Origin of the sequence: Bacteroides propionicigenes (genome assembly GCF_018390535.1) — a bacterium.
GTDB classification, from domain to species: domain Bacteria; phylum Bacteroidota; class Bacteroidia; order Bacteroidales; family Bacteroidaceae; genus Bacteroides; species Bacteroides propionicigenes.
The window spans coordinates 268,148-291,249 of sequence record NZ_JAHBBW010000001.1 but is presented as its reverse complement, the minus strand read 5'-3'; the positions used below and the strand labels follow the sequence as shown (position 1 = coordinate 291,249).

General features: G+C 49.4%; 18 protein-coding genes and 1 pseudogene. 6 read left to right on the top strand and 13 right to left on the bottom strand.

Going from position 1 to position 23,102, the window contains the following annotated elements; all coding sequences use genetic code 11:
* Positions 1 to 110 precede the first annotated feature (110 nt).
* From KG118_RS01330 to KG118_RS01295, 8 genes are all read right to left on the bottom strand, one after another.
* Positions 111 to 626 (bottom strand): DUF4313 domain-containing protein, encoded by a 516-nt coding sequence (locus tag KG118_RS01330; RefSeq protein ID WP_007569328.1) that lies wholly within the window; start codon positions 624 to 626, stop codon positions 111 to 113.
* Positions 627 to 1,039: 413 nt separating this feature from the next.
* On the bottom strand, positions 1,040 to 1,207 hold the full coding sequence (locus KG118_RS01325; RefSeq protein WP_007569330.1) for a hypothetical protein: 168 nt from the start codon (positions 1,205 to 1,207) through the stop codon (positions 1,040 to 1,042).
* Positions 1,208 to 1,267: 60 nt separating this feature from the next.
* On the bottom strand, positions 1,268 to 3,022 hold the full coding sequence (locus KG118_RS01320) for a ParB/RepB/Spo0J family partition protein (RefSeq protein WP_007569332.1): 1,755 nt from the start codon (positions 3,020 to 3,022) through the stop codon (positions 1,268 to 1,270).
* Positions 3,023 to 3,075: 53 nt separating this feature from the next.
* Entirely contained in the window at positions 3,076 to 3,327 is a 252-nt protein-coding gene (locus KG118_RS01315; RefSeq protein ID WP_007569334.1) for a hypothetical protein, read from the bottom strand.
* A 465-nt stretch (positions 3,328 to 3,792) separates the two neighbouring features.
* Entirely contained in the window at positions 3,793 to 4,047 is a 255-nt protein-coding gene (locus KG118_RS01310; RefSeq protein ID WP_007569339.1) for a plasmid partition protein ParG, read from the bottom strand.
* Between the two features lie 7 nt (positions 4,048 to 4,054).
* A complete protein-coding gene (locus KG118_RS01305; protein WP_007569340.1) occupies positions 4,055 to 4,810 on the bottom strand; it encodes a ParA family protein in 756 nt (251 codons plus the stop codon).
* Positions 4,811 to 5,056: 246 nt separating this feature from the next.
* Positions 5,057 to 5,470 (bottom strand): single-stranded DNA-binding protein, encoded by a 414-nt coding sequence (locus KG118_RS01300; protein WP_007569341.1) that lies wholly within the window; start codon positions 5,468 to 5,470, stop codon positions 5,057 to 5,059.
* 468 nt (positions 5,471 to 5,938) lie between these two features.
* A complete protein-coding gene (locus KG118_RS01295) occupies positions 5,939 to 6,385 on the bottom strand; it encodes a hypothetical protein (RefSeq protein ID WP_007569346.1) in 447 nt (148 codons plus the stop codon).
* A 17-nt stretch (positions 6,386 to 6,402) separates the two neighbouring features.
* Between KG118_RS01295 and KG118_RS01290 the strand changes: the two genes are divergently transcribed.
* The gene (locus KG118_RS01290; RefSeq protein WP_171059048.1) at positions 6,403 to 6,711 is read left to right on the top strand and encodes a hypothetical protein; all 309 of its coding nucleotides are present in this window, start codon (positions 6,403 to 6,405) and stop codon (positions 6,709 to 6,711) included.
* Between the two features lie 491 nt (positions 6,712 to 7,202).
* On the opposite strand, the gene KG118_RS01285 is transcribed toward KG118_RS01290, so the two are convergent.
* The 3 genes from KG118_RS01285 to KG118_RS01275 all read right to left on the bottom strand — a co-directional run bounded on the left by KG118_RS01285 (position 7,203) and on the right by KG118_RS01275 (position 13,596).
* Positions 7,203 to 7,613: a hypothetical protein gene (locus tag KG118_RS01285; protein ID WP_007569349.1), complete on the bottom strand. Its 411-nt coding sequence runs from the start codon at positions 7,611 to 7,613 to the stop codon at positions 7,203 to 7,205.
* Positions 7,614 to 7,642: 29 nt separating this feature from the next.
* Entirely contained in the window at positions 7,643 to 8,167 is a 525-nt protein-coding gene (locus KG118_RS01280) for a hypothetical protein (RefSeq protein ID WP_007569350.1), read from the bottom strand.
* A gap of 452 nt (positions 8,168 to 8,619) precedes the next feature.
* Complete coding sequence (locus KG118_RS01275; protein WP_007569351.1) at positions 8,620 to 13,596, bottom strand: N-6 DNA methylase; 4,977 nt, start codon at positions 13,594 to 13,596, stop codon at positions 8,620 to 8,622.
* Positions 13,597 to 14,032: 436 nt separating this feature from the next.
* Between KG118_RS01275 and KG118_RS01270 the strand changes: the two are divergent.
* A pseudogene (locus KG118_RS01270) lies at positions 14,033 to 14,671 on the top strand (DUF1016 N-terminal domain-containing protein); the annotation flags it as partial.
* A 66-nt stretch (positions 14,672 to 14,737) separates the two neighbouring features.
* On the opposite strand, the gene KG118_RS01265 reads toward KG118_RS01270, so the two are convergent.
* Both KG118_RS01265 and KG118_RS01260 read right to left on the bottom strand, forming a co-directional pair.
* A complete protein-coding gene (locus KG118_RS01265) occupies positions 14,738 to 15,493 on the bottom strand; it encodes a LytR/AlgR family response regulator transcription factor (protein WP_007569354.1) in 756 nt (251 codons plus the stop codon).
* Entirely contained in the window at positions 15,490 to 16,539 is a 1,050-nt protein-coding gene (locus KG118_RS01260; protein WP_226794729.1) for a sensor histidine kinase, read from the bottom strand. Before KG118_RS01260 ends, KG118_RS01265 begins: the two co-directional genes overlap by 4 nt.
* A 412-nt stretch (positions 16,540 to 16,951) precedes the next feature.
* Between KG118_RS01260 and KG118_RS01255 the strand changes: the two genes are divergently transcribed.
* Genes KG118_RS01255 through KG118_RS01240 form a run of 4 tightly spaced genes read left to right on the top strand, consistent with a single transcriptional unit; the run spans position 16,952 to position 23,078 of the window.
* A complete protein-coding gene (locus KG118_RS01255) occupies positions 16,952 to 17,491 on the top strand; it encodes a GNAT family N-acetyltransferase (protein WP_171059046.1) in 540 nt (179 codons plus the stop codon).
* Positions 17,488 to 18,612, top strand: coding sequence for an efflux RND transporter periplasmic adaptor subunit (locus KG118_RS01250; protein ID WP_007569358.1), 1,125 nt, complete (start codon positions 17,488 to 17,490; stop codon positions 18,610 to 18,612). Before KG118_RS01255 ends, KG118_RS01250 begins: the two co-directional genes overlap by 4 nt.
* Positions 18,609 to 21,722 carry an efflux RND transporter permease subunit gene (locus KG118_RS01245; protein ID WP_007569360.1) on the top strand — a complete coding sequence of 1,038 codons (3,114 nt, stop codon included), beginning with the start codon at positions 18,609 to 18,611 and terminating at the stop codon, positions 21,720 to 21,722. Before KG118_RS01250 ends, KG118_RS01245 begins: the two co-directional genes overlap by 4 nt.
* Positions 21,723 to 23,078, top strand: coding sequence for an efflux transporter outer membrane subunit (locus tag KG118_RS01240; protein ID WP_007569361.1), 1,356 nt, complete (start codon positions 21,723 to 21,725; stop codon positions 23,076 to 23,078). It begins immediately after the preceding gene.
* Positions 23,079 to 23,102: the final 24 nt, after the last annotated feature.

Below are 23,102 nucleotides of genomic sequence, written 5' to 3'. Positions count from 1 at the left end.
AGGCGGGCGATAAAGACAAAGGAGATAGCGCACTGACTGTGTTATCAGTACGCCATCTTGTACATTCAATCTTCGGAACCCGACACTTTCATTTTTGGGAACAATCCTTTTCAAAAGCATTCTTCTCCGAATGGCTCGATGTTCGCTTTTTGGAAAATTTGCGGGTTATGCTGATAAAGAAGCGGCAGGTTCAACATAGCCATAGGGTATTCCACGAAGCCGCTCCTGCGTTTGTAGCCGGAATCGGTCGCCAATCTGTTTTCTACCAAAAAGTCCAACGCATCCGGGTAATTGTTCACGTCGATAAAGGTACGGTCCGGCAAACCGAGCGCATCCATTTCCTCCAAATTGACGGAAAGTACGATATATTCGTCTTCATCTTCCACCATTACCAAGATAAGAGCCAACCAGCCATTGCGATAAAACCGTGGTACGAGGTAATACCGTTCGCCTCTGAACTCGTATTCTTTCTGTCTGAAAGAGCTGTCCGGCTCTACGATTTCAAATTCATCTTCACCTGCGGTAAAAGCAATCATAGGGTTGCTGGCATCTACATACGCTTCACCTGCTTTGTAGCACAAATACTCTCTGTTTTCGGAACGCACGATAGCAAATTGAATTTCCATAAAATCTTAACATTAATCAGTTGAACAATCTGTTTATTTTTTCCCTCCTTTCGGAAGCCTTCAGGCTTCTCCTGTCGGGATTTGATTTTTACGTGCATTAAAGATTGCCTTTCAGGGAGAAACAGGCAAGGAATTTGGGCAGAATTTTATAGTTGCGGTATTGAGCGTCCGCGAAATATGGACGATTGAAAATCGGGAAAGCTGCTGAAAAATTGTGTTCAAATAGCGTAGCGGTACTTGAATGTTCCTCCAAGGCAATACCTTTGCACCGGAAAAAGCATGTCCCGACGGGCAGAGCCGTTGGCGAAGGGATTTCCGTACAAAAGGAAAACGAAGGGATAAAAAGGGAGATCTGCCAACGGCAGTGCTAAAAAAGACAGCCGCTCCTGCGGCTCTCTCTCTGTAGCGTTGCGCTATTTCTTCCCGGTCTTGCTATCCGGTTCGTCTTGCCGTTTTTTCGGGGTGAACAGTCCATTGAAACAGACCGTCGTGGCAAAAGTACGTGCCTGCGTGGCATTGCACAATCCCGCTCCGGGCATTGTCGCACCGTTGTAATGTTTGCAGTCCTTACATTTCATCATTACCTCTTTTGATTGGTTAGACAGTAGGACGGATTTCTCCGTCCTACTATTGAATTATGGTCAAGCTGCGACCTCTTCGGGTTGCGTATGTTCTTCGGGTTGTACCTCTGCCGTGGGTTGTGTATTTTCTGCCTCGGCGGCTTCTTCGGGCTTTGTCTGCCGTTCCTTTGCCAACAAGGCGGCTTTGCGTTCCTCGATACGTTTATGGCGTTTCTCATACACCTCATTATATCCACTTTCAATTTCGGCGAGCGTGTCGGGCATGTGCTTACGGGCAAAATCGAGCAAGAGGGTCGCAGCAGCGTTATTGCCGTATGCGCCTTTGAAGTTGTCTATCAAGAAATCCCTGCGGATAACGGCTTTCTGCTTGGCCGTGAGGTTGGCGATGATGTTCATTTTTTCTTCGTCCTCAAGGTGTTGGTAGGCTTTTTTCTCCCCGATACCGAATACCCCGAAGTGTTCCCTGCGGAGAGACGACAGCAGGAAGAAATATATCATCTTTTCCTCGTCCTGCGTGAATTTGCTTTCAGACGTATCAACGTCCAAAATCTGTTTCTTAGCGTCTGCAACGGTTTTCTCGACGGCTATTTCCTTGTTACGTTTGTCCTGCTGTTCCAATTTTTCCACCGGGGAAAGTTGTTTTTCGGTAGCCATGTCCGCATTGGCGGCAGCACTTGCCATGTAACACAGCGTAATTTCTTTCTGCCCGATGCAGATATAAAACGTGAGTTCGCCCGTATCGATTCGTTCATGAATTGACTTGCATTTTTCCATATAGTTGCTGAAATCCTGCTCGTACTCCTTGTATGCCGCCTCGTATTCCTCGGTAGTGTCGTATTCTTCCTTTTCGGGTGCTACCGGCGTTTCGGGGTATGCCGTGGCATAGGTATTGAGGTGCTCGACCTCGTACCCCATAGCGGTAAGGCGTTCCACCGCAAGCATGTTATTGTTGAAATCTTGGTAGCCCAATGATACGGAGGGGTATTGTTCCACAAACTGCAAGGCTTTCTCCACGAGATAGGAAGCGTTCATTTCGGCCAGACAACTCCGATTGGCGCAATTTCCGCAACCACCCTCGCAGAACAACATCATGTTGTTGGTATTGTGGGGGCATGAGGCGCATAGGGTCTTGTCGAATGCGTAACGGCTAAGGTCTGTCGTGAAATCCCGTTCGATAAACTTTGCCACCTCGGCGGCTTTCAGTCCTCGCCAACAGTCGTACAACATGCTGTCGCTGTCTTTCAAGTGTTTATAGTACACCTCTTTCTGAATATCCGTACCGTATCGGCAAATCTCACTCGCTACACTGATTGTGATTTCGTCCTTTTCCAGAAGTTCGGCGATTTCGGGTATCAATGATACGAATTTCAGACGGGTACGGATATAGTTCTCGTTTTTGCCGAACTGCACGGCCAATGACTGCACATCGTAGCGACCGCTTTCCATGAGCTTTTGGTAGGCGTTGGCTTCCTCTATGGGGGTAACGTCCTTGCGCTGCAGGTTCTCCGTCACGGCCATTTCGGCGGCGGTCTCGTCCGAAACATGCAAGATGACAGCCGGAATTTCGGTCAGTTCTGCCATAAGGGCGGCACGATACCTGCGCTCTCCGAAAATAATCTCGAAGCGGTCGGTGTCCACAATGGGGCGCACGCCGATAGGTTGCAATACTCCCTGCTGACGAATACTCTCGGCCAGTTCGGCAAGGCTCGCCTCGTCAAAGTGCTTGCGTGGGTTATAGTTGCTCGGTTGAATATTCATCAATGCAACTGATACGATGTTGTTCTCTACTACTGATTGAATGTTCGCTGTTTCCATAATTCATAAATTTTAATTTGTTATTACATTAGATTGTTTGATTACTATTGTCTTTATTGTGCGGTGTCATACTCGTATATTTCCGGATTGTCGTACCCGTCGAACACTATCCGAAACGTGTCAAAGTCCTTTCTGCCCGCCAGTCTGACGGTATCTCTTTTCCCGATGAAATAGGGTTCATTCATTGTCCGAAACGGTGCGCCGAGCGTTATCCTATCCACCAACGTACAAACTTTGCCGGGTTGTTCGGGCATGATATAACCCAGTGCGTACTCGTTGTAAACTACCAATTTGATTTTATCCATATCGCTGTCAATTTTACGTTGTTTTTTTCTTTCCCTCCTTTCGGTTCCTTTCTCTGCCTGAACCGCTTTGAGGTTTTACGGATGCGGTACACGGCTGTCGGTACAGCTTCATACGACGGCTTTTCCTGCCAATTACTCTTTCGCAGAAAGGAAGAATTTGCAGGAAATACACTTCAAGCCGCCGTATCAAGCGCGACAGCGGACCTTTGCATCTGATAAAACACAACGGTGACGGCAGAGAATGAAGCCGGGAAAGCGGTAAGGGAATCGGTAGAAAAGGGATATGCCCGTCAGGGTTAGAATAGGGATAAAACGGGCCATGTGCCTGTACTTGCGGGCAGGTAAAAAAGAGAAAGATGGTAAGACTATAAAGGAGGAATGCGCCCTATGGAAACAGCGGGCGGATAAAAAAGGACGCATGGCTGCCGTCTCCGGGGTGGGCAGACGCGGTAGCCATGCCTGTGTTTATTGTTCGTTCTTCTCCAGATACTCTTTCATTGCCTCGTTCACGATGTCTTTCAGCGACATGTTCTTCTTGATGGCGAGGAATTTCATACGGGTATGAATGCTTTTGTTGATGACGAAGTTGCAATGAACCGCCGTTTCTTTTTCCGTGGGGGCTGCTACCGGCTGTTTTCCGCCGGTAGTCTTTTTCGTAGGTGACAGCAACCCGTCCAGTCCGCCTTTCATGCTGTCTTTCAGTAAATCGCTCTTGCTCATATCGGGATTATTTTAATTTCAGTACCTCTTGCGCCAGTGCCATGTAGTCCTTGGCTCCGTTGCTGTTCCTGCTATACTCGAAGATGTTCTTGCCCTTTATGGGAGCTTCGGCCAAAGATACGTTATCCCGTATAACGGTCTTGAACACCTTTTCGCAGAATGAATCCTTGACGAGTTCGGCCACACTTTTGTTCAGTGTCTTGCGTTTGTCGAACTGGGTAATTACAATGCCACCAATAGCGAGTTTCGGATTCAGGCGTTCCTGGACGGTGGCAATCACATTCATGATCTTGGCCATGCCGCGCATGGCGAGGAATTGTGCCTGTACCGGGATAATCAGGTAGTCTGCGGCGGTAAGGGCGTTCAGCGTCAGCAACCCCAACGAGGGCGGACAGTCGATAAGGATATAATCGAATTTCCGGTTTTCGAGCAACTTGCCAATCAGGCCGTTCAATATCAGTTCCCGTCCCGGCTCGTTGATGAGTTCTGCCTCGGCAGCCGAGAGGTCGAGGCAGGACGGTACGACGGTTACACCTCCTGCCGTTTCAACTAATGGCAAGGGGTATTTGCCTTTCATCGCCCCGTACACCGTCTGTTCTTCCTCAATGGAGAGGCCGAAGGATTCCGTAAGGTTCGCCTGACCGTCCATGTCGATAGCCAGCACGCGCTTTTTCTTTTGCTGCAGGGCCGCAGCCAGATTGATGGTGGTGGTCGTCTTTCCGACCCCTCCCTTATGGTTCAAGACCGCAATTATTTTTGTCATCGTTTCACTCTTTTATTCCACTTGCAAAGTTAATACTATTTTTCGTAAATACTAAAATTAGTATATACTAATTCACTAAAAACTATTGTTTTAGCAGTGTAGTATTTTAGTATTTACTACTATACTAAAATAAAGTTTGACTAAGAGTAGTATATCCTACATTCGCAGACGAGTGGCTTACTAATCTACTACATATAGGATATACTACATTTAGTATTCGCTTATTTTCAAAGGTTTACTCTCTTATCAGAAAGGCAAATCCTCCTTTTCGTCCTGCGGGAAATCTGCAGGAGGAACGGGTGCGCCGTCTGCTCCGCTTACTGCATTGTCCTCTCCGGCTGCCGCGCCTTCCCGCCTTCCGGTATTGATAAAGGCAATACTCTCTGCCGTGATGGAGAGCTGTATCTGGCTCTCGCCGTTCTTGTCTTTCCACAGGGAAGATGACAGCGTGCCGTCAACAAGTATGAGTCTCCCTTTCGTCAGATATTCGGACAAGCGGATATGGTTGTCCTTGTTGCTGCGTACCCTTATCCAAGTGGTGATGTTTTGCCCCTTTGAATAATCGTCAACGGCTATGTCCATAGCCATGAATGAGCCGTGTGCTCCTGAAATTACTTGGCAATCTTTGCCGATGCGTCCGATAGTGTGAACATGTAACATAATAGAAAATTGTTTGTGGCAAGGTGGTTGGTCCTGCCGTTACCTAACTGTTTATTTTTTCCCTCTTTTCGGTTCCTTTCTCTGCCTGAACCGTTCCGGGATTTTATAGATGCGGTACCCGGCTGCCGGTACAGCTTCATACGACGGCTTTTCTTGCCAATTACTCTTCGTAGAAGGAAGAATTTGCAAGAAATACACTTCAAGCCGCCGGATCAAGCGCGGCAGCCTACCTTTGCATCTGAAAAATCGGACGGTGACGGCAGAGAGGAGACCGTAGAGGTTATACATATAATTGATATAAAGGGAAGAGGGCTTCGCCCAAGTATAAGAGCAGAGGAAAAGAGAGAGGTATAAAAGGAAACCGCCAACGGAGTTGCGGTAATTTACAAACGGGTATCGTGCCCTTCACCGACGATGTTGTCATAGGCACGATACCTTATCATAGCTTATTTTGTCAGAACCGGTATCTCAAAGGGAGGAATGCAGCAAATCGCCCATCCTTTGTTCTGGCAAAGTACAAAACCCTCTGACGATAGTATCTCCGTTTACGCCTTCAAGTCCGGCGAACATTTGTAATGCGTCAAACCCTCTGTCGAACTGTTCCATGATGACGGCGGGGGCAAAATGGATAATCCCGTGAGGGTAGCTTTTCGATGTGCCAATCCACCCGCGCAAATAATCATCGAAACAGCCTTCTGCTCTTGACGCATGGAACTCTTGTGAATGGGAACTGCAAATGGTTTTACCGTAGATTTCGTCTCCTAAAATTAAAGTTCCCGTTTGCGGATTGTACATAAAACGCCGATTGGTTATTTGAAGAATATCTATGATTTCCCATTTGACATTGATAACCATCAGGATTTTTTCAACCTGCCTTTTCATGCGTTTGCCTGTTTTACAATTTTTCTTGTCCATCACTTGTCTTTTATGCCGTGAAACATCTGCTTTTTTACCCTTTTTTCGATTCTTCTCTCTGTCTGAACCGTTCCGGGATTTTACAGATGCGGAACACGGCTGCCGACAGGGCTTCATACGGTGGGTTTCCCGGCCAATTACGCTTTCATGGAAAGGAAGAATTTGCGGGGAATGCACTTCAAGCCGCCGGATCAAGCATGGCAGCCGACCTTTGCATCTGGCAAACCGGACGATACCGGCAGAGAGGAGACCGGAACAGACCGGTAAATATGATGGTAAAAAGGGAGTACGGCTTTGCCTGTATAAATGCAGGGGAAGCGAAGTAGAAAAGGGTCCGGCTTGGGCGGGTCAGGCAAGGGTCTGCCGGGGCAAACATGAAAGGGATTCTCCTTATCCGCTCCACGCCTGAATTTCGACCGGGCGGAATGAAAGCGCGGAGCGAATAAGAAGTATCACCGTTTGCCCTTGACGTGGCAGGTCACAAGGGAAAGATACGGAACAGAGGCGGAAAGTCCGAAACCAGCGGCATAAAGACCGGTCGGGCTGTGGAATACCGTGTTGTTTCGACAGGTCGAAGCTCCGGCATGGAACGGCACGATCCGGGCTGCCGCCGGTTTTGAACGGCCTCCCGTACCTTTCCCTGACGACTTGTTACGGCACAGACTTTCCACTGGTTCACGGGGTTGGGAAAGCCGGCGTATAATAGGGAAACAGCCTGAAGGTAAAAAAGGAGTAATCGTACTATAAAAGGTATCGGTTGCCCCGCAATCCGTCCGGAGGGCTTTCGCCCATCGGACAGACCACAGAGGTTATCGGCTTATAGTTTGGGCTTGTTCTTCGGGAGAATGGGGCAAGAAAGTATTATTCTGTAAAATGGCCCCAGCTCGGTCTTTACCGGGTCTTTCGATACCAAGAATGTTGCGCTCTCCTTGACCTTCGCTATATCCAAAATGGTCTTACAGATGTACTTATTCCTCAAACGTGTTCCTCCCCTGTTGAACTGCAGCGGAAAACCTCGCTTGTCAGTGGTTTTGTGCAGAAACCACTCTTTCGGGTTGTTTTCATCACAGCCAAACTCCAGTCGGTCGTTCATTGTGATATTCATTTCTTTTGCCAATTTGGTGGATAGATACATGTTGCCGGTAACGCTGTTGAACCTTATGCTTCTTTTACCTACACGGTTTTCTCTTGTCCGGCAATTCTCGACGTTGTAAATTACAAATTTCATTTTCTTGAATTATTTACGGGTTATACAAATTACATGCTTACGTGGGCGTACCTTTTGGAAAATCCTTCGTGATTGCGGATAGTGTCGGTTATATCGCTTATTCTCCGGTGTATCGCACTTGCGGAAATGCCTGCATAGGCGGAAAGGTGTCTGTATGAACATTTCGCCTCGTACTCTTTCAGTCTGAAAAGCTCGTAGTCCGTTTGGGGATATTTCTTCTTCACAAACAGCAGTATGTCATACACCAGCTTGTCGGAAGCTGCCAGCACCTCGACGGACGGTGTTTCTTCTTCCTGCATGAGCAAAAAGAAATGTTCGTTGTCGGGGAAACAGTAACAACTATCCTTGTGAATACATTTCAGTCTGCACTTTTTGTACACGCCGAAAAAATAAGGCTCGAAGCTCTCGACAGGTATTTCCGAAATCACGACTTCCCGTTTCATCGCCAAATAGGCGTCGTGAAAGGCGTCCTCGTGCAGGTAACGTCCGAATATGTTACGCAATCTCTGATAGTTGTAAACGAACCAGTTGTCAAAAAGCGAATTTTTTTTCATGTTTCAATTTGTTTTTAAGTTTTTTTTATTTCCCTCCGGTTCGAGCGATTACCGGAAAGTTCGATTCTTTTTTCTGCCTCGTCTTTGCATCACGGGGTTTGCAGCAAGGATTCCATGAAAAATACTCTTGGAATGGAATGAGAAGGAAGATTTTTCATCAGGAAAATCGAAGATGGGCCTTGAGGCAAAGTTTTGAGATGCAATCAACTTTGCGGAAAAAAGTGTCGGGCTTTACGGTCGTCGGTTCGTGATAGCATCTCAATCTACAAAGGGGGGGGAAGCGAAAGCCTGCCTATAAAAGACAAGGTGTGTGGTATAAAAGGAGTGGCTGGAGGTACAAGGGGAAGATTCCGTTACAACCGGGTATGGCCGTGGCAGACCGGAAGGTGAAAAAATCCCCTGTCCGGTGTTGTAACCGAACAGAGGGAAAAGGTTAAATCTATGAATTATGGTCATGCCGCTTTGTCGGTGGCCTCGTGTTCGGAAAGGGCGGACTGCGTGCGTTCCGCCTCTTTCATGCTTTCGTCGATCCGATGCTGTAAAGCGTTGCACTCCTGTTTGAGCCTTGCCAACTCGTCCGCCTTGCTCCACTTGCGGGCGATGATTCCCTGCAAAGCGGGTATCTCGCTCTCCAGCTTGGCTATCTTCTGCCGTTGTTCCTCAATCATGCCGGGCAGCTTGGCGAGGGCGGCTTGCGGGTATCGGGAGGATTCCACGAAGCCCAGAGGCAATGCTCCCGATATGCCACAACGGTATTTCAGTCCGCTTACGCCCTCGACGAGGAACGTGTTGCGGTAGAATGTACCGCCCATGTCATACTCGCTGTACACCGACAGGTTCAATCCGGCATACGTGCCTATCGTACCGATTGCCCCGTTGCGGTAGGTCTTGGAAATGCGGTGCAGCTCCCGTCCGGTCTCTTCCGCCGTGGCTTGTGCGAGGTTCAACAGCCGGGTCGTCCGGTCTCCGGTGTAAGAGGTGATATATTCCCAGTCCTGCGTCATGCGTGCCGCCGCACTCTCGGCCTTTGTCATGTCTTCCCGGTTGGCCGCAATCTTACGCTCGGCCCTGATACGGTCTTTCTTGAAAATGGCCTGTTCCTTTTCGAGCTGCATAATCTTGTTGTCGAGCTTCGTTTTCTCCAACAGGTCGGTATTTCCCGACAGGAGAGCCACGAACTCGGCGAAATTCATGCCGTTATCCTCGTCCATAGCGTCCTCGTCGATACGGCGCACAGCAATCGTACCGTTGTTAATTTGGTTGATGAACATTTGCTTGGTTTTCAACAGGTTAAATTTGTAAGCGTCGAGCGTCTTTTCCGTTCCGTAAATCACCACGTCCACGGTATTGTTTCCCCAGAGCTTAACGGTGTTGCCTTTGCGTACCGCACGACCGTTGCGCTGCTCCATGTCGGCGGGGCGCCAAGGTATCTCCAGATGATGCACCGCAACGGCCCTTTCTTGGGCGTTTACTCCCGTTCCCAACATCGAGGTAGAGCCGAACAACACCCGTACCCTGCCACTGTTCATGTCCGCAAAAAGTTTCTTTCTCGCCCGTTCGGTCTTGGCGTACTGGATAAACTGGATTTCATCGGCAGGAATCCCCATTGCCACCAGCTTGTCCTTGATGTCGCTATAGATGTTCCACTCGTTCGGCTTGTAAGTGGCAAGGTCGCTGAAGACGAACTGTGTACCACGATTGGCATTTGAACTTACATAATAATCATAAATAGTTCTTGCGCAAATCGAAGCCTTGTTGTTCGGGTCATCAGTAAACTTATCGCCCAACAGACGCATATCAAGAGACATCTTACGGGCCACGTTGGTAGCAACAAGCATTTTTGCCTTGTCGAGATTGTCCGGCTGCGGAATATCCAACCCCAAATCTTCCCATTGTCCGCTGTGCGCAAAGGCGACGAGCCGCCCGATCATTTCCTCCTGTTGGATAGTGGGTGCATGGGAAAGGAAACGCACGTTTTTGTCCGGCACATCGAGGTTTATCATATCGGCTGTACGATAGTCGGTAATCTCCCGCAGGAACATCGCCAGTTCCGGCACTTTGATGTAAGTGCGGAAACGCTCTTTGCGCTTTATCGTACCCGTTACGTTCAGCTCGTAGTCGGCGGCCTTTTTCGTGAAGATAGCCGCCCAAGCGTCGAAACAGCTTACTTGTTGCCGTTTGAGTTCCCTTGGACGCAGATATTTGAACATCACGTACAGTTCGGTCAGCGCATTGACGACCACCGTACCCGACAGGAACGTAGCCCCCAAGTCCTTTCCCGTGCGGCGTTGAATGTCCCGAATGGCAAACAAAAGGTTCATCGCCCTTTGCGAGCCTTGCGCATTGCCGATGCCCGCTACTCTCGTGTGGCGTGTCTGGAACATCAAATTTTTATAGCAGTGGCATTCGTCTACAAAAATGTGGTCTATGCCCATCGAACGGAAATCGATGGTATCGTCTTTCCGGAGGTCTATCTTCATCTGCAGTTCGGCGAGCTTGGCTTCAAGGTTCTGTTTCCGGGTTTCCAGTCCTTTCTGCATCCTGCCGCTCCGGTAACGCATAGTGGATTGCTCCAGCACTTCGAGGCTGCGCTCCACATCGGCCAGTTCTTCCGAGAATATGTCGTACATGGTTTCTTCGGATTGCGGAATCTTGCTAAACTGGTCGTGTGTCAGGATAATGCAATCCCAGTTGTTGTTCTTGATTTTTGAAAACACTTCCTTGCGGTTGGCGGGGGTGAAATCTTCCTTGCCCGGATAGAGCACCTTGGCCGTGGGGTATGCCTTTCGGAATGTATCGGCAATCTCGTGTACATTGGCTTTCAGCCCGATAATGAGGGGTTTCTGCACCAGTCCGAGACGTTTCATTTCGTATGCGGCCACGCACATAATCATCGTCTTGCCCGTGCCGACCTCGTGCCAGCAGATACCGCCGCCGTTCTGCTTAATCATCCAGATAGCGTCTTTCTGTGAGGGATAAAGTTCTTTGTACGGGAACAGCTCGAAAGAGAGGCCGGGGAACGTCTGCGCCGAGCCGTCGTAGTGCGGACGCACGTAACAATTGAAGCGCTCGTTGTATGTCCTTACCAGTTCGTCCCGGACTTCCAAAGGCTCATCGTCAAGCCACCGGTTGAAACGGTCTCTAATTTCCTGTATCTTGGCGGCGGCCTCCTGCATGGCTTCCTCGTCCGGCACACGTATTTTGCTGCCGTTCCGGTATTCCTCTTTCGTTATCTCAGGTACGGTATCGTGCAGGGCGTGTACAAACAAGTCCTCGCCGTTGTAATTGCGCACGGAATAGGTATTGTATGCCACGGGCGAATATCCCTGCAGCCGAATCAAGTAGGTATCGTTCACGTCGAAATACATCACGTCCGCACCCACTCCGAATAGGTCGGAGGCGAAATCGGCGTACAGCTTCGTATCTATCCACCGCTCGCCCATGTTGATGTCGAGTTCTTCATAGGGTATCGGTTCGGGTATGGTGTTCTCCAGTGCCTTTGCGGACGCTTCGGCCCATTCTTTCTCCTTGCCTGCGAGATTCGGGAGAAAGGAAAGCGTCTCTTCCTGCTTGGCGATGATGTTTCCGGAGAGGAACTTTCCTTTGTGCTCCCATTCCCCATTGGCCGGATTGTAGAAAATTTCCCCTTGCAGGGCTTCGATGATTTCTTCTTCCTCCTTGTTCGTGGCTTGTGCCATGTAGCCCATATCGACCTTGCCGTAAAAGTTCAGGCTGCTTGCCAAGGCTTCCACGGGGGACAGCGTTACGGCGGTGTCTATCTTCTTGAAAGCTACAGGTTCACGCATAACGTCGGCTTTGAAGATGTCCCTGCCGACCTGCATTTCTATCGTGAACACCTCCGTACCGAGGCTGTCGAGCAAGATAAACTCCTTGTTGTCGTTGTCGTGGAAAAATCCCCATTTGGCAATAAAAGCGTCGTATAGGGTGTTGAGTTGTTTACGCAGTTCCGAGCACTCCTTTTGTTCTTCCCGTTCCCTGCCGGACAGCTCGAAATACACCTTGCGTATGGGGAAATAGTCGGCGGCCCTGTCCGTATTTACCTTGCCCTCGTCCACGGGTACGAAATCAACGGCTGTCTCCGTGTAACGGCTCGACTTACGAAACCGAAGCGTACCTACCTGCCCCTCGAAAACGACCATTGCGCCGTTCTTCATCCATGTTTCCATGTCCTCCGTGTAGGCACGTATGCCTTTGACCGTCTGCGGCTCGCCGAAAAGAGACATCTGCACGGGGGTGTTGTCCTGGCCGTGATTGGCAAAAAGAGCCTTGCGAAAATAGCGGTCGAAATCGTATTTGAGCAGTGCGGAAAGGTATTGGGACATGGCGTTTCCATCGCCTAACCACTGGTATTTGCGGACGTACTTACCGAACTGGTTCAGCGCAATGCGACTGTCCGTGGCAAGGGCGGTCTTGGGGAGGGTAAAGATTTTGTTCGCATAGTCGGTCATCGTTCCTGCCGTGTCGACCTTTTCCTTGGAGACCTGCAAAAACATCTTCTCCCGTAACGAGAGCGTCGCCTTGCGGCTGTGCTTTTGGAATATCAAAAGGTCGCTCCCTACCTCTATGCCGCTCGTCTGCATGAAAAGGGTATCGGGTAGCCGTAAGGCCGTTATGAGGTCGGCATGATTGACGAGGTACTCGCGCACGAACTTGTTGCCCGGCGTGTCGGCAATTCCTCTCGGCGCAACGAACGCCAGCAGTCCGCCCTCGTTCAACAGTTCCATTGCCTTGACAAAAAAGTAGTTGTGTATGGTCTTGGCTGACTGTTCGTACATGCCGCCTTTCTTCCACATTTCCGCATCGAACACCCGGAAATTGCCGAACGGGATATTCGAGGCGATAACATCGAAGCTCTCATGCTCCAGATGCTGGTCGGCTATCGTCTCGAAGCCTGCCGTTACCGTGGTCGCCTCGTCATACAGAAGCGACAGGATAAGCCCCGTAAGACAATCTTTTTCAAAAGCGTAGCTGCGAGTGCCGGGCATGGAGACGGGCAGAAAGCCGCCAATTCCCGCACTGGGTTCAAGAAAGGTACTCATTTGCAGGCAGTTATCCTTGAATGTAGCGTGTATCTGCCGGGTTACTGCGTCCACGAGGAATTTCGGTGTGTAAAAAGCAGTCAGGACGGAGGATTTTATACTGTTGATGACGGCTTGCCGCATGGCGTCGTCATAATAGGGATATGCGCCTATCAAGTCCTGCAGCTTGCGGATAGGCTCGGCCACATCATCGCTGACGGTATGCTCCGTTCCTATATTCAATACATCTTTAATCCCCCCGAAACCGGAATATCGGGATAATACCTCTTTCTCTTCGTCAGTGGCTTGTCGGTCGTCGATACGGACTTTCATTGCCGTTGCAATGGCTTCCACGTTTGCCACCAGTGATTTTAATTTGCTGTAACTCATAATTTAACCTTGTTTGTTTCCCTTTATTCGGCCTGTTTGCGGCCTCCGGGATTATTTTTCTGCCTCTTGAAGGTGGCAGGGACAATCGGACAAGGCTGAAGCGAAAAAATACGCTCGACAACGGAGAGGAAGATTTTTGCGCCTCACTCGCGGCGCAGCCGGCATTGGCAAGATTGGAACGGCCCGTTACCTTCGCGGAAAAATAATACCCCGCAGGTCGCTGCAAGGCTGGGCACGGAAACCGACAGCTAAAAGAGGGAGGAAAATGCGTACAAGGGAGAAAGGACGGAACGGGTATAGAAAAGGGAGAAAGCGTCGTACAACGGGGAATGCTGCCGACAGACCGGAAATCCGGAGAAGATGGGATAAGACAAGGGAATCCTGTGCATAATCAAAAGAAAAACTTACCCCTGTAACCGATTATAATGAATAACCTATGACTGAAAAGAATACTCCCATCTTATCTCCCGAATATCTCGATTTCAGAAACGAGATAACCTCCCGCATCCGGTCGCCCCAATACGAGGCATTGAAGGCCGTAAACAAAGAGATGATCGCCCTGTATTGGGAAATCGGCAGGCGGATTACCGAACAACAAGCGGCCTTGGGCTGGGGAAAATCCGTCATGGAGAACCTTTCGCGGTACATACAAAAGGAGTTTCTGGGTATAAAGGGATTCGGTGTTTCCAACATGTGGGACATGGCCCGTTTTTATACCGAATACCGGTCGAATGAAATTCTCCAACCGTTAGTTGGAGAAATTAGCTGGTCGAAGCACATCGTCATTCTGACCAAGTGCAAAGAGATGCAACAACGGCAATTCTACATCTTGTCAACCAAGAAATACGGCTGGACGAAAGATGTACTTATCAACAAGATAGAAGCAAAGACCTACGAAAATTATCTGCTCGGTCAGAGCAACTTCGACATGACCTTGCCGGAGAAGATAAAGAACCAGGCCATACTTGCCCTGAAAGACGAATATACATTCGACCTTGTGGGCCTTTCGAAAGAACATTCCGAATACGAACTGGAACAAGCGATTATAAAGAATATCCGCGCGTTCCTCATGGAGTAGCGAGATATTCAGTTTTTTCTAACTGAAAGTGAGTACAGAAATGTTATCATAGCATGGCAGAGACTATTTGTCAATCCACTCTTTTAGCCGTTGAGCCTTCTCTTTACTAACGGTTATTTTTGTGTTCGGATACCCTTTTAAGCGGACAATAAGTTTCCCTCCGAAATAATTAGAAAGAAACAATACGTATTCTATGTTAATTATGTATTGGCGGTTGGCACGGAAGAAGCAATCAGGATTGAGTTGCTGTTCGAGTTCGTCCATTGACATATTGACAACTTCTGAAGTTCCATTATTAAGACGAAGGTATACCGTCTTGTTTTCGGTTTCGATATGGTTGATGTCCGAAACACGTACGGTCTTATACCCGTCACGATAGGGCAACAGGAAACGTTCCCGATAGCGGAACTGGTTCTTCTGCAACGAATCGAAAAGCTGCCGGAGATTTTCGTCAGCATAATTCTTGCCAGCTTTGGTAGCTTTATCTATGGCAGCTTCAAGTTCATCGGCATCCAAAGGCTTCAGAAGATAGTCAAAGCTATTGAACTTGAAAGCCTGTACCGCATATTCATCGTATGCGGTGGTGAATATGATTGGAACGGTTGCCGGAGCATATTTAAGCGCTTCAAAACTCAGGCCGTCAGTAAGGCGGATATCCGCAAGGATGAGGTCTGTTGTTTTGCCTGATTGGAAAAAATCGACCGCCTCTTTGATATTTGTAAGTGGTCCTTCAATTATAAACGTCGTATCAATGTCGTTCAGCAATCTAATGAGACGCATGGCATTGCGCTGTTCGTCTTCAAGAATCAGTATCTTCATAGGGACTGTTTTTTTATGATGGGCAAACTCACCGAATAGAAGTTCTCGGCATTTTCTATCTTGACTTTTTTATCGCAGAGCAACGAATAACGCTCTATTATGTTTTTATGACCCAAGCCGGTCGATTCCATTTTTGAGAGCAAGGAAGATTTAAGGTTGCGCACTGTGATATAGTCGTCAGACAACGTGATGTCAATAAACAACGGATTTTCCATCGAAAAACCGTTATGCTTTATTGCATTCTCCACAAGAAGTTGCAACACGGCCGGGGGAAGGTATCCTTTGCATTCTTTCAGTTCGAGGCTGATGTTCGTGACGACCCCTCCGACGTGGCGCACCTGCATCAGATACAAGTATGATTCAAGGAACTTTATCTCATCTCTGACGGGAATCAGATTCCGGTCCAGATTGGTGATGATGTACCGGTACACTTTCGACAGGTTACTCAGGAACTTGCCGGCAAGTTTGGTATCTTCCTCTATCAATTCCAGCAGGTTGTTGAAGTTGTTGAACATGAAGTGCGGATTAATTTGCAGCTTCAGCGAGTTGAGTTGCGACTGTAAGGCAATCTCCTTCTCCTTCATCAGTGCCATTTCAAGAGCCTGCTTCTCATCGCGCGCCCTGATGTATGACTGGAGGAAGAATGTGTTGGCATAAACGCTTGATATGAAAGTGGCTATCATGGCAAAAGTGTAAGCCCCCTTCATGTTGATCAGTTCGTCAAGAAGCCCGTTGCCGGTTTCATCCCACAAAAGATTGAACAGAGATGTCATGCCGAACGCAACGAGGTTATTCAGCGTCAAAAGACAGGAAGCATAGACAATCACCCACACATAAGATGTTCTGAACGGCAAAATCTTAAAAACAAGGTAAGAGAACCCCAAGGATATGTAGGTAAAGAGCATACACAACAAAAAATCGACGACATAATCGACTGTCGCCATTCCCGGTAATTGGTTGGCGGTTTCGTCATCAAGAATTAACCATATAATAAGGTAGAGGATATAGGAAACGAGCGATAGCAGGAAGCCGTTCCGCCAGTTCATTATTTTTACATTTTCTTTGATCATATTTGGTTGCAAAGTTACTTCATGTTGCAAAGGTACGACTTTGCTTTTTCATTTGATAGGTCGAAACCGGATGAAACAGACAAAACAGCAGTTGAAACAGATAAAAGGAGTGTCGAGACAGATGGTTCTATCATTTATACTGTATTCGATGCTTGCATAATGAACGTAGATTGCCAAAACAGGGTATGATTTTGGTAATCTGTAGGAAGGTGACGCATCAAGAAGCATGGCTTAACTGCCCAAAGATGTGCATCTTTGAAAAGAGCATTTACAATGACATTTCAGAAGCCATTTTAGCTGTTTTATAAATGTTTTTTTCCGTTTCGACTGCATGCCGGTTGTCGGCAAATTGGGTATGGAATATCTTTGCAGCCAAAATTGGCGACTTATGATTATTGAAACAGAACACCTTATCATCAGAGATTTTCAGGAGAAGGATGCCGTTGGTTTGCTGGAATACCTCTCCCATCCGCGTGTCAACTGCTTCGTGAGCGAACGCTTGTGCTCTGAAGAGTCTGCACTGGCTTATATATCCAATACTCCAAAGGAGTTGCTGCGCTATGCCGTGTGCCTGAAGGAAGACGATTTCATAATCGGTGATGTTTTTGCATTGCGTGAAGAAGCCGACACATTCAACGTGGGCTGGCATTTCAACCAACGCTTCGAGGGCAAGGGATTGGCGCATGAAGCGGCAACGGAATTTCTGGATTACCTTTTCCGTGAAGCAGGCGCACGTCGCATCTACGGCTTTGTGGAGGATGACAACCTGCGGTCGAAAAGATTGTGCGAACGTCTCGGAATGAGATATGAAGGATGCATGAAGGAATTCATATCGTTTGTGTGCCATCCCGATGGAACACCACGGTATGAGGACACCTGCATTTATGCGGTATTGAATAAGGAATGGAAAAACAATAAGAACAGATGATGAATAGAAGAACATGGATAGCCGGCATCACGGTAACAAGCCTGCTGGCTGCATTATTGACAGCCTGCAAACAAGAACAGAGGGAACAGGAAATGAGACAGACATTGCCCGTCATGGTGGTTTCTTCCCGGGCAGTTGAATTTCAAGAAAGTTATTCCGCCTCCATCCGTGGGCGGCAGGATGTGGACATAGTACCCCAAGTGTCGGGCCGTATCACCCGCCTGTGTGTGAAAGAAGGGGAGCAGGTTAAGACGGGACAAGTGCTTGCCGTCATCGACCAAGTGCCCTATCAGGCAGCCTTGCGCACCGCACAGGCAAACGTCAGCGCAGCACAGGCAAAAGTGGAAACGGCACGGATCGAGCTGCAAGGCAAGCAAGCCTTGTTTGATGAGAAAGTCATATCCGATTACGAACTCTCTCTTGCCCGCAACGGGCTGGCGGTAGCACTTGCCGAACTCGAACAGGCAAAGGCTCAGGAAACGGATGCCCGCAACAATCTCTCCTATACCGAGATAAAAAGTCCCAGCAACGGAGTGGTAGGCACGCTTCCTTTCCGCATCGGCGCACTTGTCAGTCCCGGCATGACGCAGCCCTTCACGGTAGTTTCCGACAATGCGGAAATGTACGCCTATTTCTCCGTCTCCGAAAACAAGCTGCGTCAGTTCAGGACACAATACGGTTCCATAGACAAGATGATTTCCCAAATGCCGGAAGTCGGCCTGCAACTGAATGACGGCACGTTCTACGGACGGAAGGGACGCATAGAGACTGTCAGTGGCGTGGTCAATGCCACCACCGGGGCGGTGCAAATCAAAGCCCGCTTCCCCAACCCCGACCGTGAGCTGCTGAGCGGCACCATCGGCAATATCGTCCTGCAAGGAGTGGATGCGGATGCCATCCTGCTGCCCAAGACCGCCACCGTGGAATTGCAGGACAAGATTATCGCCTACCGCCTCAGAAACGGAAAGGCCGAAGCAGCCTACCTGACCGTGGACCGTCTGAACGATGGTAACCACTTCGTGGTGAAGCAAGGTGTGTCCGTGGGCGACACCATCATCACCGAAGGGGTAGGACTTGTAAAGGAAGGAATGATTGTTACACCTAAAAACGTAACCCCATGAATCTACGATTTTTCATAGACCGCCCGGTATTCTCGGGCGTTATTTCCGTGGTGATTGTCTTGATGGGACTCATCGCCATCAAAGTGCTCCCGGTGGAGCAATATCCCGACATTGCACCGCCTACTGTCAACGTGTTCTGTACCTATCCCGGTGCGAATGCCGAAACCGTGCAGAAAGCGGTAATCGTCCCGCTTGAGGAAGCCATTAACGGAGTGGAGGACATGATCTACATGACCTCTACCGCATCCAACACGGGCGATGCTTCCATCAACATCTATTTCAAGCAGGGTGCCAACGCGGACATGGCGGCGGTGAACGTGCAGAACCGTGTGAATGGCGCGTTAAGCCAGCTTCCGGCGGAAGCCACCAAAAGCGGCGTCACGACAGAGAAACAGCAGAATGCCGAGCTGATGACTTTCGCGCTTTACTCACCCGACGACCGTTTCGACCAGACTTTCCTGAACAATTACATGAAAATCAATGTCGAGCCACGGGTGAAACGTATAGGCGGTGTCGGAAAGGCACAGCTGTTCGGCTCGAACTACAGTATGCGTTTGTGGCTCAAACCGGACAAGATGGCGGGGTACGGGCTTATCCCGGATGATATTTCGGCGGTATTGGCACGGCAGAACATTGAGGCCGCCACCGGTTCTTTCGGACAGAACTCCGACGGGGCAAACGAGTACACGATGAAATACCGGGGCAGGCTCTCGACTGCGGAAGAGTTCGGCGAACTGGTGGTCAAGTCCCTGCCCGGCGGCGATGTATTGCGATTGAAAGAGGTCGCGGATATAGAGCTGGGCGATGAGTATTACAATTATTCATCCGAAGTGAACGGACATCCGGCAGCCATGATGATGATAAACCAGAAATCCGGTTCGAACGCATCAAGCACCATCAATGAGATACACGAGGTACTCGATGACCTCAGCCGCGATTTGCCCGAAGGGGCAGAGTTTGTGGTGCTTACCGACACCAACAAGTTCCTGAATGCCTCCATCCATTCTGTCATCAGGACGCTTATCGAGGCGATACTTTTAGTCATCGTGGTGGTGTATGTGTTCTTACAGGACATCAAGTCCACGCTGATTCCCACGATTTCTATCTTCGTGTCCATCATCGGAACGTTTGCCGTAATGTCACTGATAGGCTTTTCCATCAACCTGCTTACGCTTTTCGCCCTTGTGCTTGCCATAGGCACGGTGGTGGACGATGCCATCGTGGTGGTGGAAGCCGTGCAGGCGAAGTTCGACGAGGGGTATCAGTCTCCGGTGCTTGCCGCCGATGATGCCATGAAGGGCGTGTCGTCGGCCATTCTGACCTCCACCCTTATTTTCATGGCGGTGTTCTTCCCTGTGGGCATGATGGGCGGTACTTCAGGGGCGTTCTATACGCAGTTCGGTATCACGATGGCGGTTGCCGTGGGCATTTCGGCCATCAATGCCTTCACCCTTTCTCCGGCATTGTGCGCCCTGCTGCTGAAGCCTTACATTGACGAGCACGGGAACACGAAGAACAACTTCGCGGCACGCTTCCGCAAGGCATTCAATGCGGTTTTTGACCGTTTGAGCCGTCGTTATGTGCGCGGTGTGCTATATGTCATTCATCGCAGGTGGCTGCTGTGGGGCACTATCGCGGTATCGTTCGGGCTGTTGGTGCTTTTTGTCAATACGACCAAGACCGGACTTATTCCTGAAGAAGATACAGGCACGGTCATGGTCAGCATGAACACGAAACCCGGTACATCCATGGCGCAGACCGGCAAAACCCTAAAACGTATAAACAGCCGTCTTGACAGTATCGCAGAGATTGAATACAACGGTACTGTGGCAGGCTTTTCTTTCAGTGGCTCGGGACCTTCGCAGGCCATGTCTTTTCTCACTCTCACGGATTGGGACGAGCGCAAAGGGGAAGGGCAGTCGGTGAACGATGTAATAGGCCGTATTTATGCCGCCACCGCCGATATTCCCGATGCCACCGTATTCGCCATGTCGCCCCCGATGATTGCCGGATATGGGATGGGCAACGGTTTTGAACTGTACTTGCAGGACAAAAACGCCGGAGACATAACCGCCTTCAGCCAAGTGACCGACCGGTTTGTGGAAGCGTTGTCGGGCAGACCGGAGATCGGTGAGGTCTATTCATCGTTCGCGGCTGATTATCCGCAATACTGGGTGGATATAGATGCTGCCAAATGCGAACAGTCCGGTGTGTCTCCTTCCGATGTCCTGTCAACACTCTCGGGATATTTTTCGGGAGAATATGTATCGAATTTCAACCGCTTCTCAAAACTGTACCATGTCACCATGCAGGCTCCTGCCGAATATCGCATGGACACCGAATCGTTGGACGGCATGTATGTCCGTACTTCCGACGGCTCCATGTCGCCGTTGAGCCATTTTGTCCGTCTTACCAAGACCAACGGTCCGTCGGACCTGACCCGCTTCAATATGTTCAATGCCATTTCCATCAGCGGGTCGCCGGCAACAGGATACAGTTCGGGACAGGTATTGAAGGCCATAAGGGAAACTGCCGACCACGTTCTCCCGTCAGGTTACACCTACGAGTTGGGAGGGTTGTCGCGCGAAGAAAGCAATACGACGAACAATGCCGTGTGGATATTCGTGCTGTGCATGGTCTTGATATACCTCATACTGTGTGCCCTCTATGAAAGCGTGTTCATCCCGTTTGCCGTGTTGCTGTCCGTGCCTTGCGGTTTGATGGGCAGCTTCCTGTTCGCGGGACTGTTCGGGCTGGAGAACAACATCTACATGCAGACCGGACTGATTATGATTATCGGGCTGCTTGCCAAGACAGCCATTCTGCTGACCGAATATGCCGGCAAGCGGCGGTCGGAAGGCATGACCCTCGCGCAGGCGGCATACAGTGCGGCAAAGGTTCGCCTGCGCCCCATCCTGATGACCGTATTGTCTATGGTGTTCGGACTCGTTCCGCTGATGATGGCTCATGGTGTGGGTGCCAACGGCAGCCGCTCGCTCGCCACGGGCGTAATCGGAGGTATGATAGTAGGTACGCTGGCACTGCTGTTCCTCGTACCGTCACTGTTCATCACATTTCAATATATTCAAGAACGGATTAAACGTAATTAAATGAAGAAGATCATCTTATTTACCATATCAACCTTGATGCTTACCGGCTGTGGCACATACAGCCGGTATCATCGGGCTGACATTCCGACAGAGAAGCTGTACCGGAATATCCCGGCTGGCATTGATACAACAACGCTTGCATCCATGTCATGGCGGGAGATGTTTACCGACCGTAAACTTCAGTTTTTGATTGAGACAGGACTCCGGCAGAATACCGACCTCAATGTGGCACGCCTGCGAGTGGAAGCGGCAGAAGCCGCCCTGATGACAGCCAGACTGTCGTACCTCCCTTCATTGGGAATCAGTGCGGAAGGCAGCGGAAACAAATATGACGGAGCTACGGCAAAGGCGTACAATGTGGGAGCGTCCGCAAGTTGGGAGCTTGAATTATTCGGCAAACTTACGGCAGCAAAGCGTGGTGCGGTTGCCGCATTGCAAGGAAGTCGTGACTACCGGCAGGCCGTACAGACACAGCTTGTCGCTACGATAGCGGACAGTTACTATACCCTCGCCCTGCTTGATGCGCAAAAGGTGATAAATCATCGGACTTTGGAAAACTGGCAGGCTACCGTGCGCACACTTGAAGCGTTGAAAAAGGTGGGCAAGGCGAATGATGCCGGTGTGTTGCAGGCAAGGGCAAACGTGATGCAGCTGGAATCATCGCAACTGGCTATATGCAAAAGTATCTCTGAGACAGAAAACGCCTTGTCGGCGATACTTGCCATGCCGTCGCACTCGATTGAGCGGAGCGATTTGGCAGAAGCGTCTTTCCCCGATACAATCTCTGTCGGAGTTCCTTTGCTGTTATTATCCAATCGTCCTGATGTTCGTCGGGCTGAAATGGAACTGGCTCAAGCGTTCTACGCCACCAATGTAGCCCGCTCGGCCTTCTACCCCAATATCACTCTTTCGGGTACATTGGGCTGGACCAACAATGGAGGCGGGGTAATCACCAATCCCGGACAGTGGCTGTTCAATGCAATCGCTTCGCTGACACAGCCGTTATTCAACCGTGGAACAAATATCGCTAATTTGAAAATTGCTCAAACCCGTCAGGAAGAAGCCAGATTGTTATACCAACAGTCATTACTGAACGCGGGGAAAGAGGTGAATGATGCCTTAACCGCATGGCAGACGGCAAAATCGCAATTTGAAATAAACACCCATCAGGTTGAAACCTTGCGTGAAGCTGTGCGAAAGACGGAACTGTTGATGCGCCATTCCGGTACCACCTATCTGGAAATATTAACTACCCAACAGTCACTCCTTGAAGCAGAGACAAACCGGTTGCAAACCAGCTTTGACCGCATACAGAGTATTATCAAACTTTATCATGCACTGGGAGGTGGAATATAAATTAGAATCGGGTATCGAAAATAC

Bases quoted from the DNA above. Each gene is read 5' to 3' on its own strand.
- KG118_RS01240 (WP_007569361.1), top strand. From the start codon at position 21,723: ATGAAGAAGATCATCTTATTTACCATATCAACCTTGATGCTTACCGGC.
- KG118_RS01255 (WP_171059046.1), top strand. From the start codon at position 16,952: ATGATTATTGAAACAGAACACCTTATCATCAGAGATTTTCAGGAGAAG.
- KG118_RS01325 (WP_007569330.1), bottom strand. From the start codon at position 1,207: ATGATGAAATGTAAGGACTGCAAACATTACAACGGTGCGACAATGCCC.
- KG118_RS01265 (WP_007569354.1), bottom strand. From the start codon at position 15,493: ATGAAGATACTGATTCTTGAAGACGAACAGCGCAATGCCATGCGTCTC.
- KG118_RS01320 (WP_007569332.1), bottom strand. From the start codon at position 3,022: ATGGAAACAGCGAACATTCAATCAGTAGTAGAGAACAACATCGTATCA.
- KG118_RS01305 (WP_007569340.1), bottom strand. From the start codon at position 4,810: ATGACAAAAATAATTGCGGTCTTGAACCATAAGGGAGGGGTCGGAAAG.
- KG118_RS01245 (WP_007569360.1), top strand. From the start codon at position 18,609: ATGAATCTACGATTTTTCATAGACCGCCCGGTATTCTCGGGCGTTATT.
- KG118_RS01285 (WP_007569349.1), bottom strand. From the start codon at position 7,613: ATGAAATTTGTAATTTACAACGTCGAGAATTGCCGGACAAGAGAAAAC.
- KG118_RS01275 (WP_007569351.1), bottom strand. From the start codon at position 13,596: ATGAGTTACAGCAAATTAAAATCACTGGTGGCAAACGTGGAAGCCATT.
- KG118_RS01260 (WP_226794729.1), bottom strand. From the start codon at position 16,539: ATGAACTGGCGGAACGGCTTCCTGCTATCGCTCGTTTCCTATATCCTC.
- KG118_RS01280 (WP_007569350.1), bottom strand. From the start codon at position 8,167: ATGAAAAAAAATTCGCTTTTTGACAACTGGTTCGTTTACAACTATCAG.
- KG118_RS01300 (WP_007569341.1), bottom strand. From the start codon at position 5,470: ATGTTACATGTTCACACTATCGGACGCATCGGCAAAGATTGCCAAGTA.
- KG118_RS01250 (WP_007569358.1), top strand. From the start codon at position 17,488: ATGATGAATAGAAGAACATGGATAGCCGGCATCACGGTAACAAGCCTG.
- KG118_RS01310 (WP_007569339.1), bottom strand. From the start codon at position 4,047: ATGAGCAAGAGCGATTTACTGAAAGACAGCATGAAAGGCGGACTGGAC.
- KG118_RS01315 (WP_007569334.1), bottom strand. From the start codon at position 3,327: ATGGATAAAATCAAATTGGTAGTTTACAACGAGTACGCACTGGGTTAT.
- KG118_RS01330 (WP_007569328.1), bottom strand. From the start codon at position 626: ATGGAAATTCAATTTGCTATCGTGCGTTCCGAAAACAGAGAGTATTTG.
- KG118_RS01295 (WP_007569346.1), bottom strand. From the start codon at position 6,385: ATGGACAAGAAAAATTGTAAAACAGGCAAACGCATGAAAAGGCAGGTT.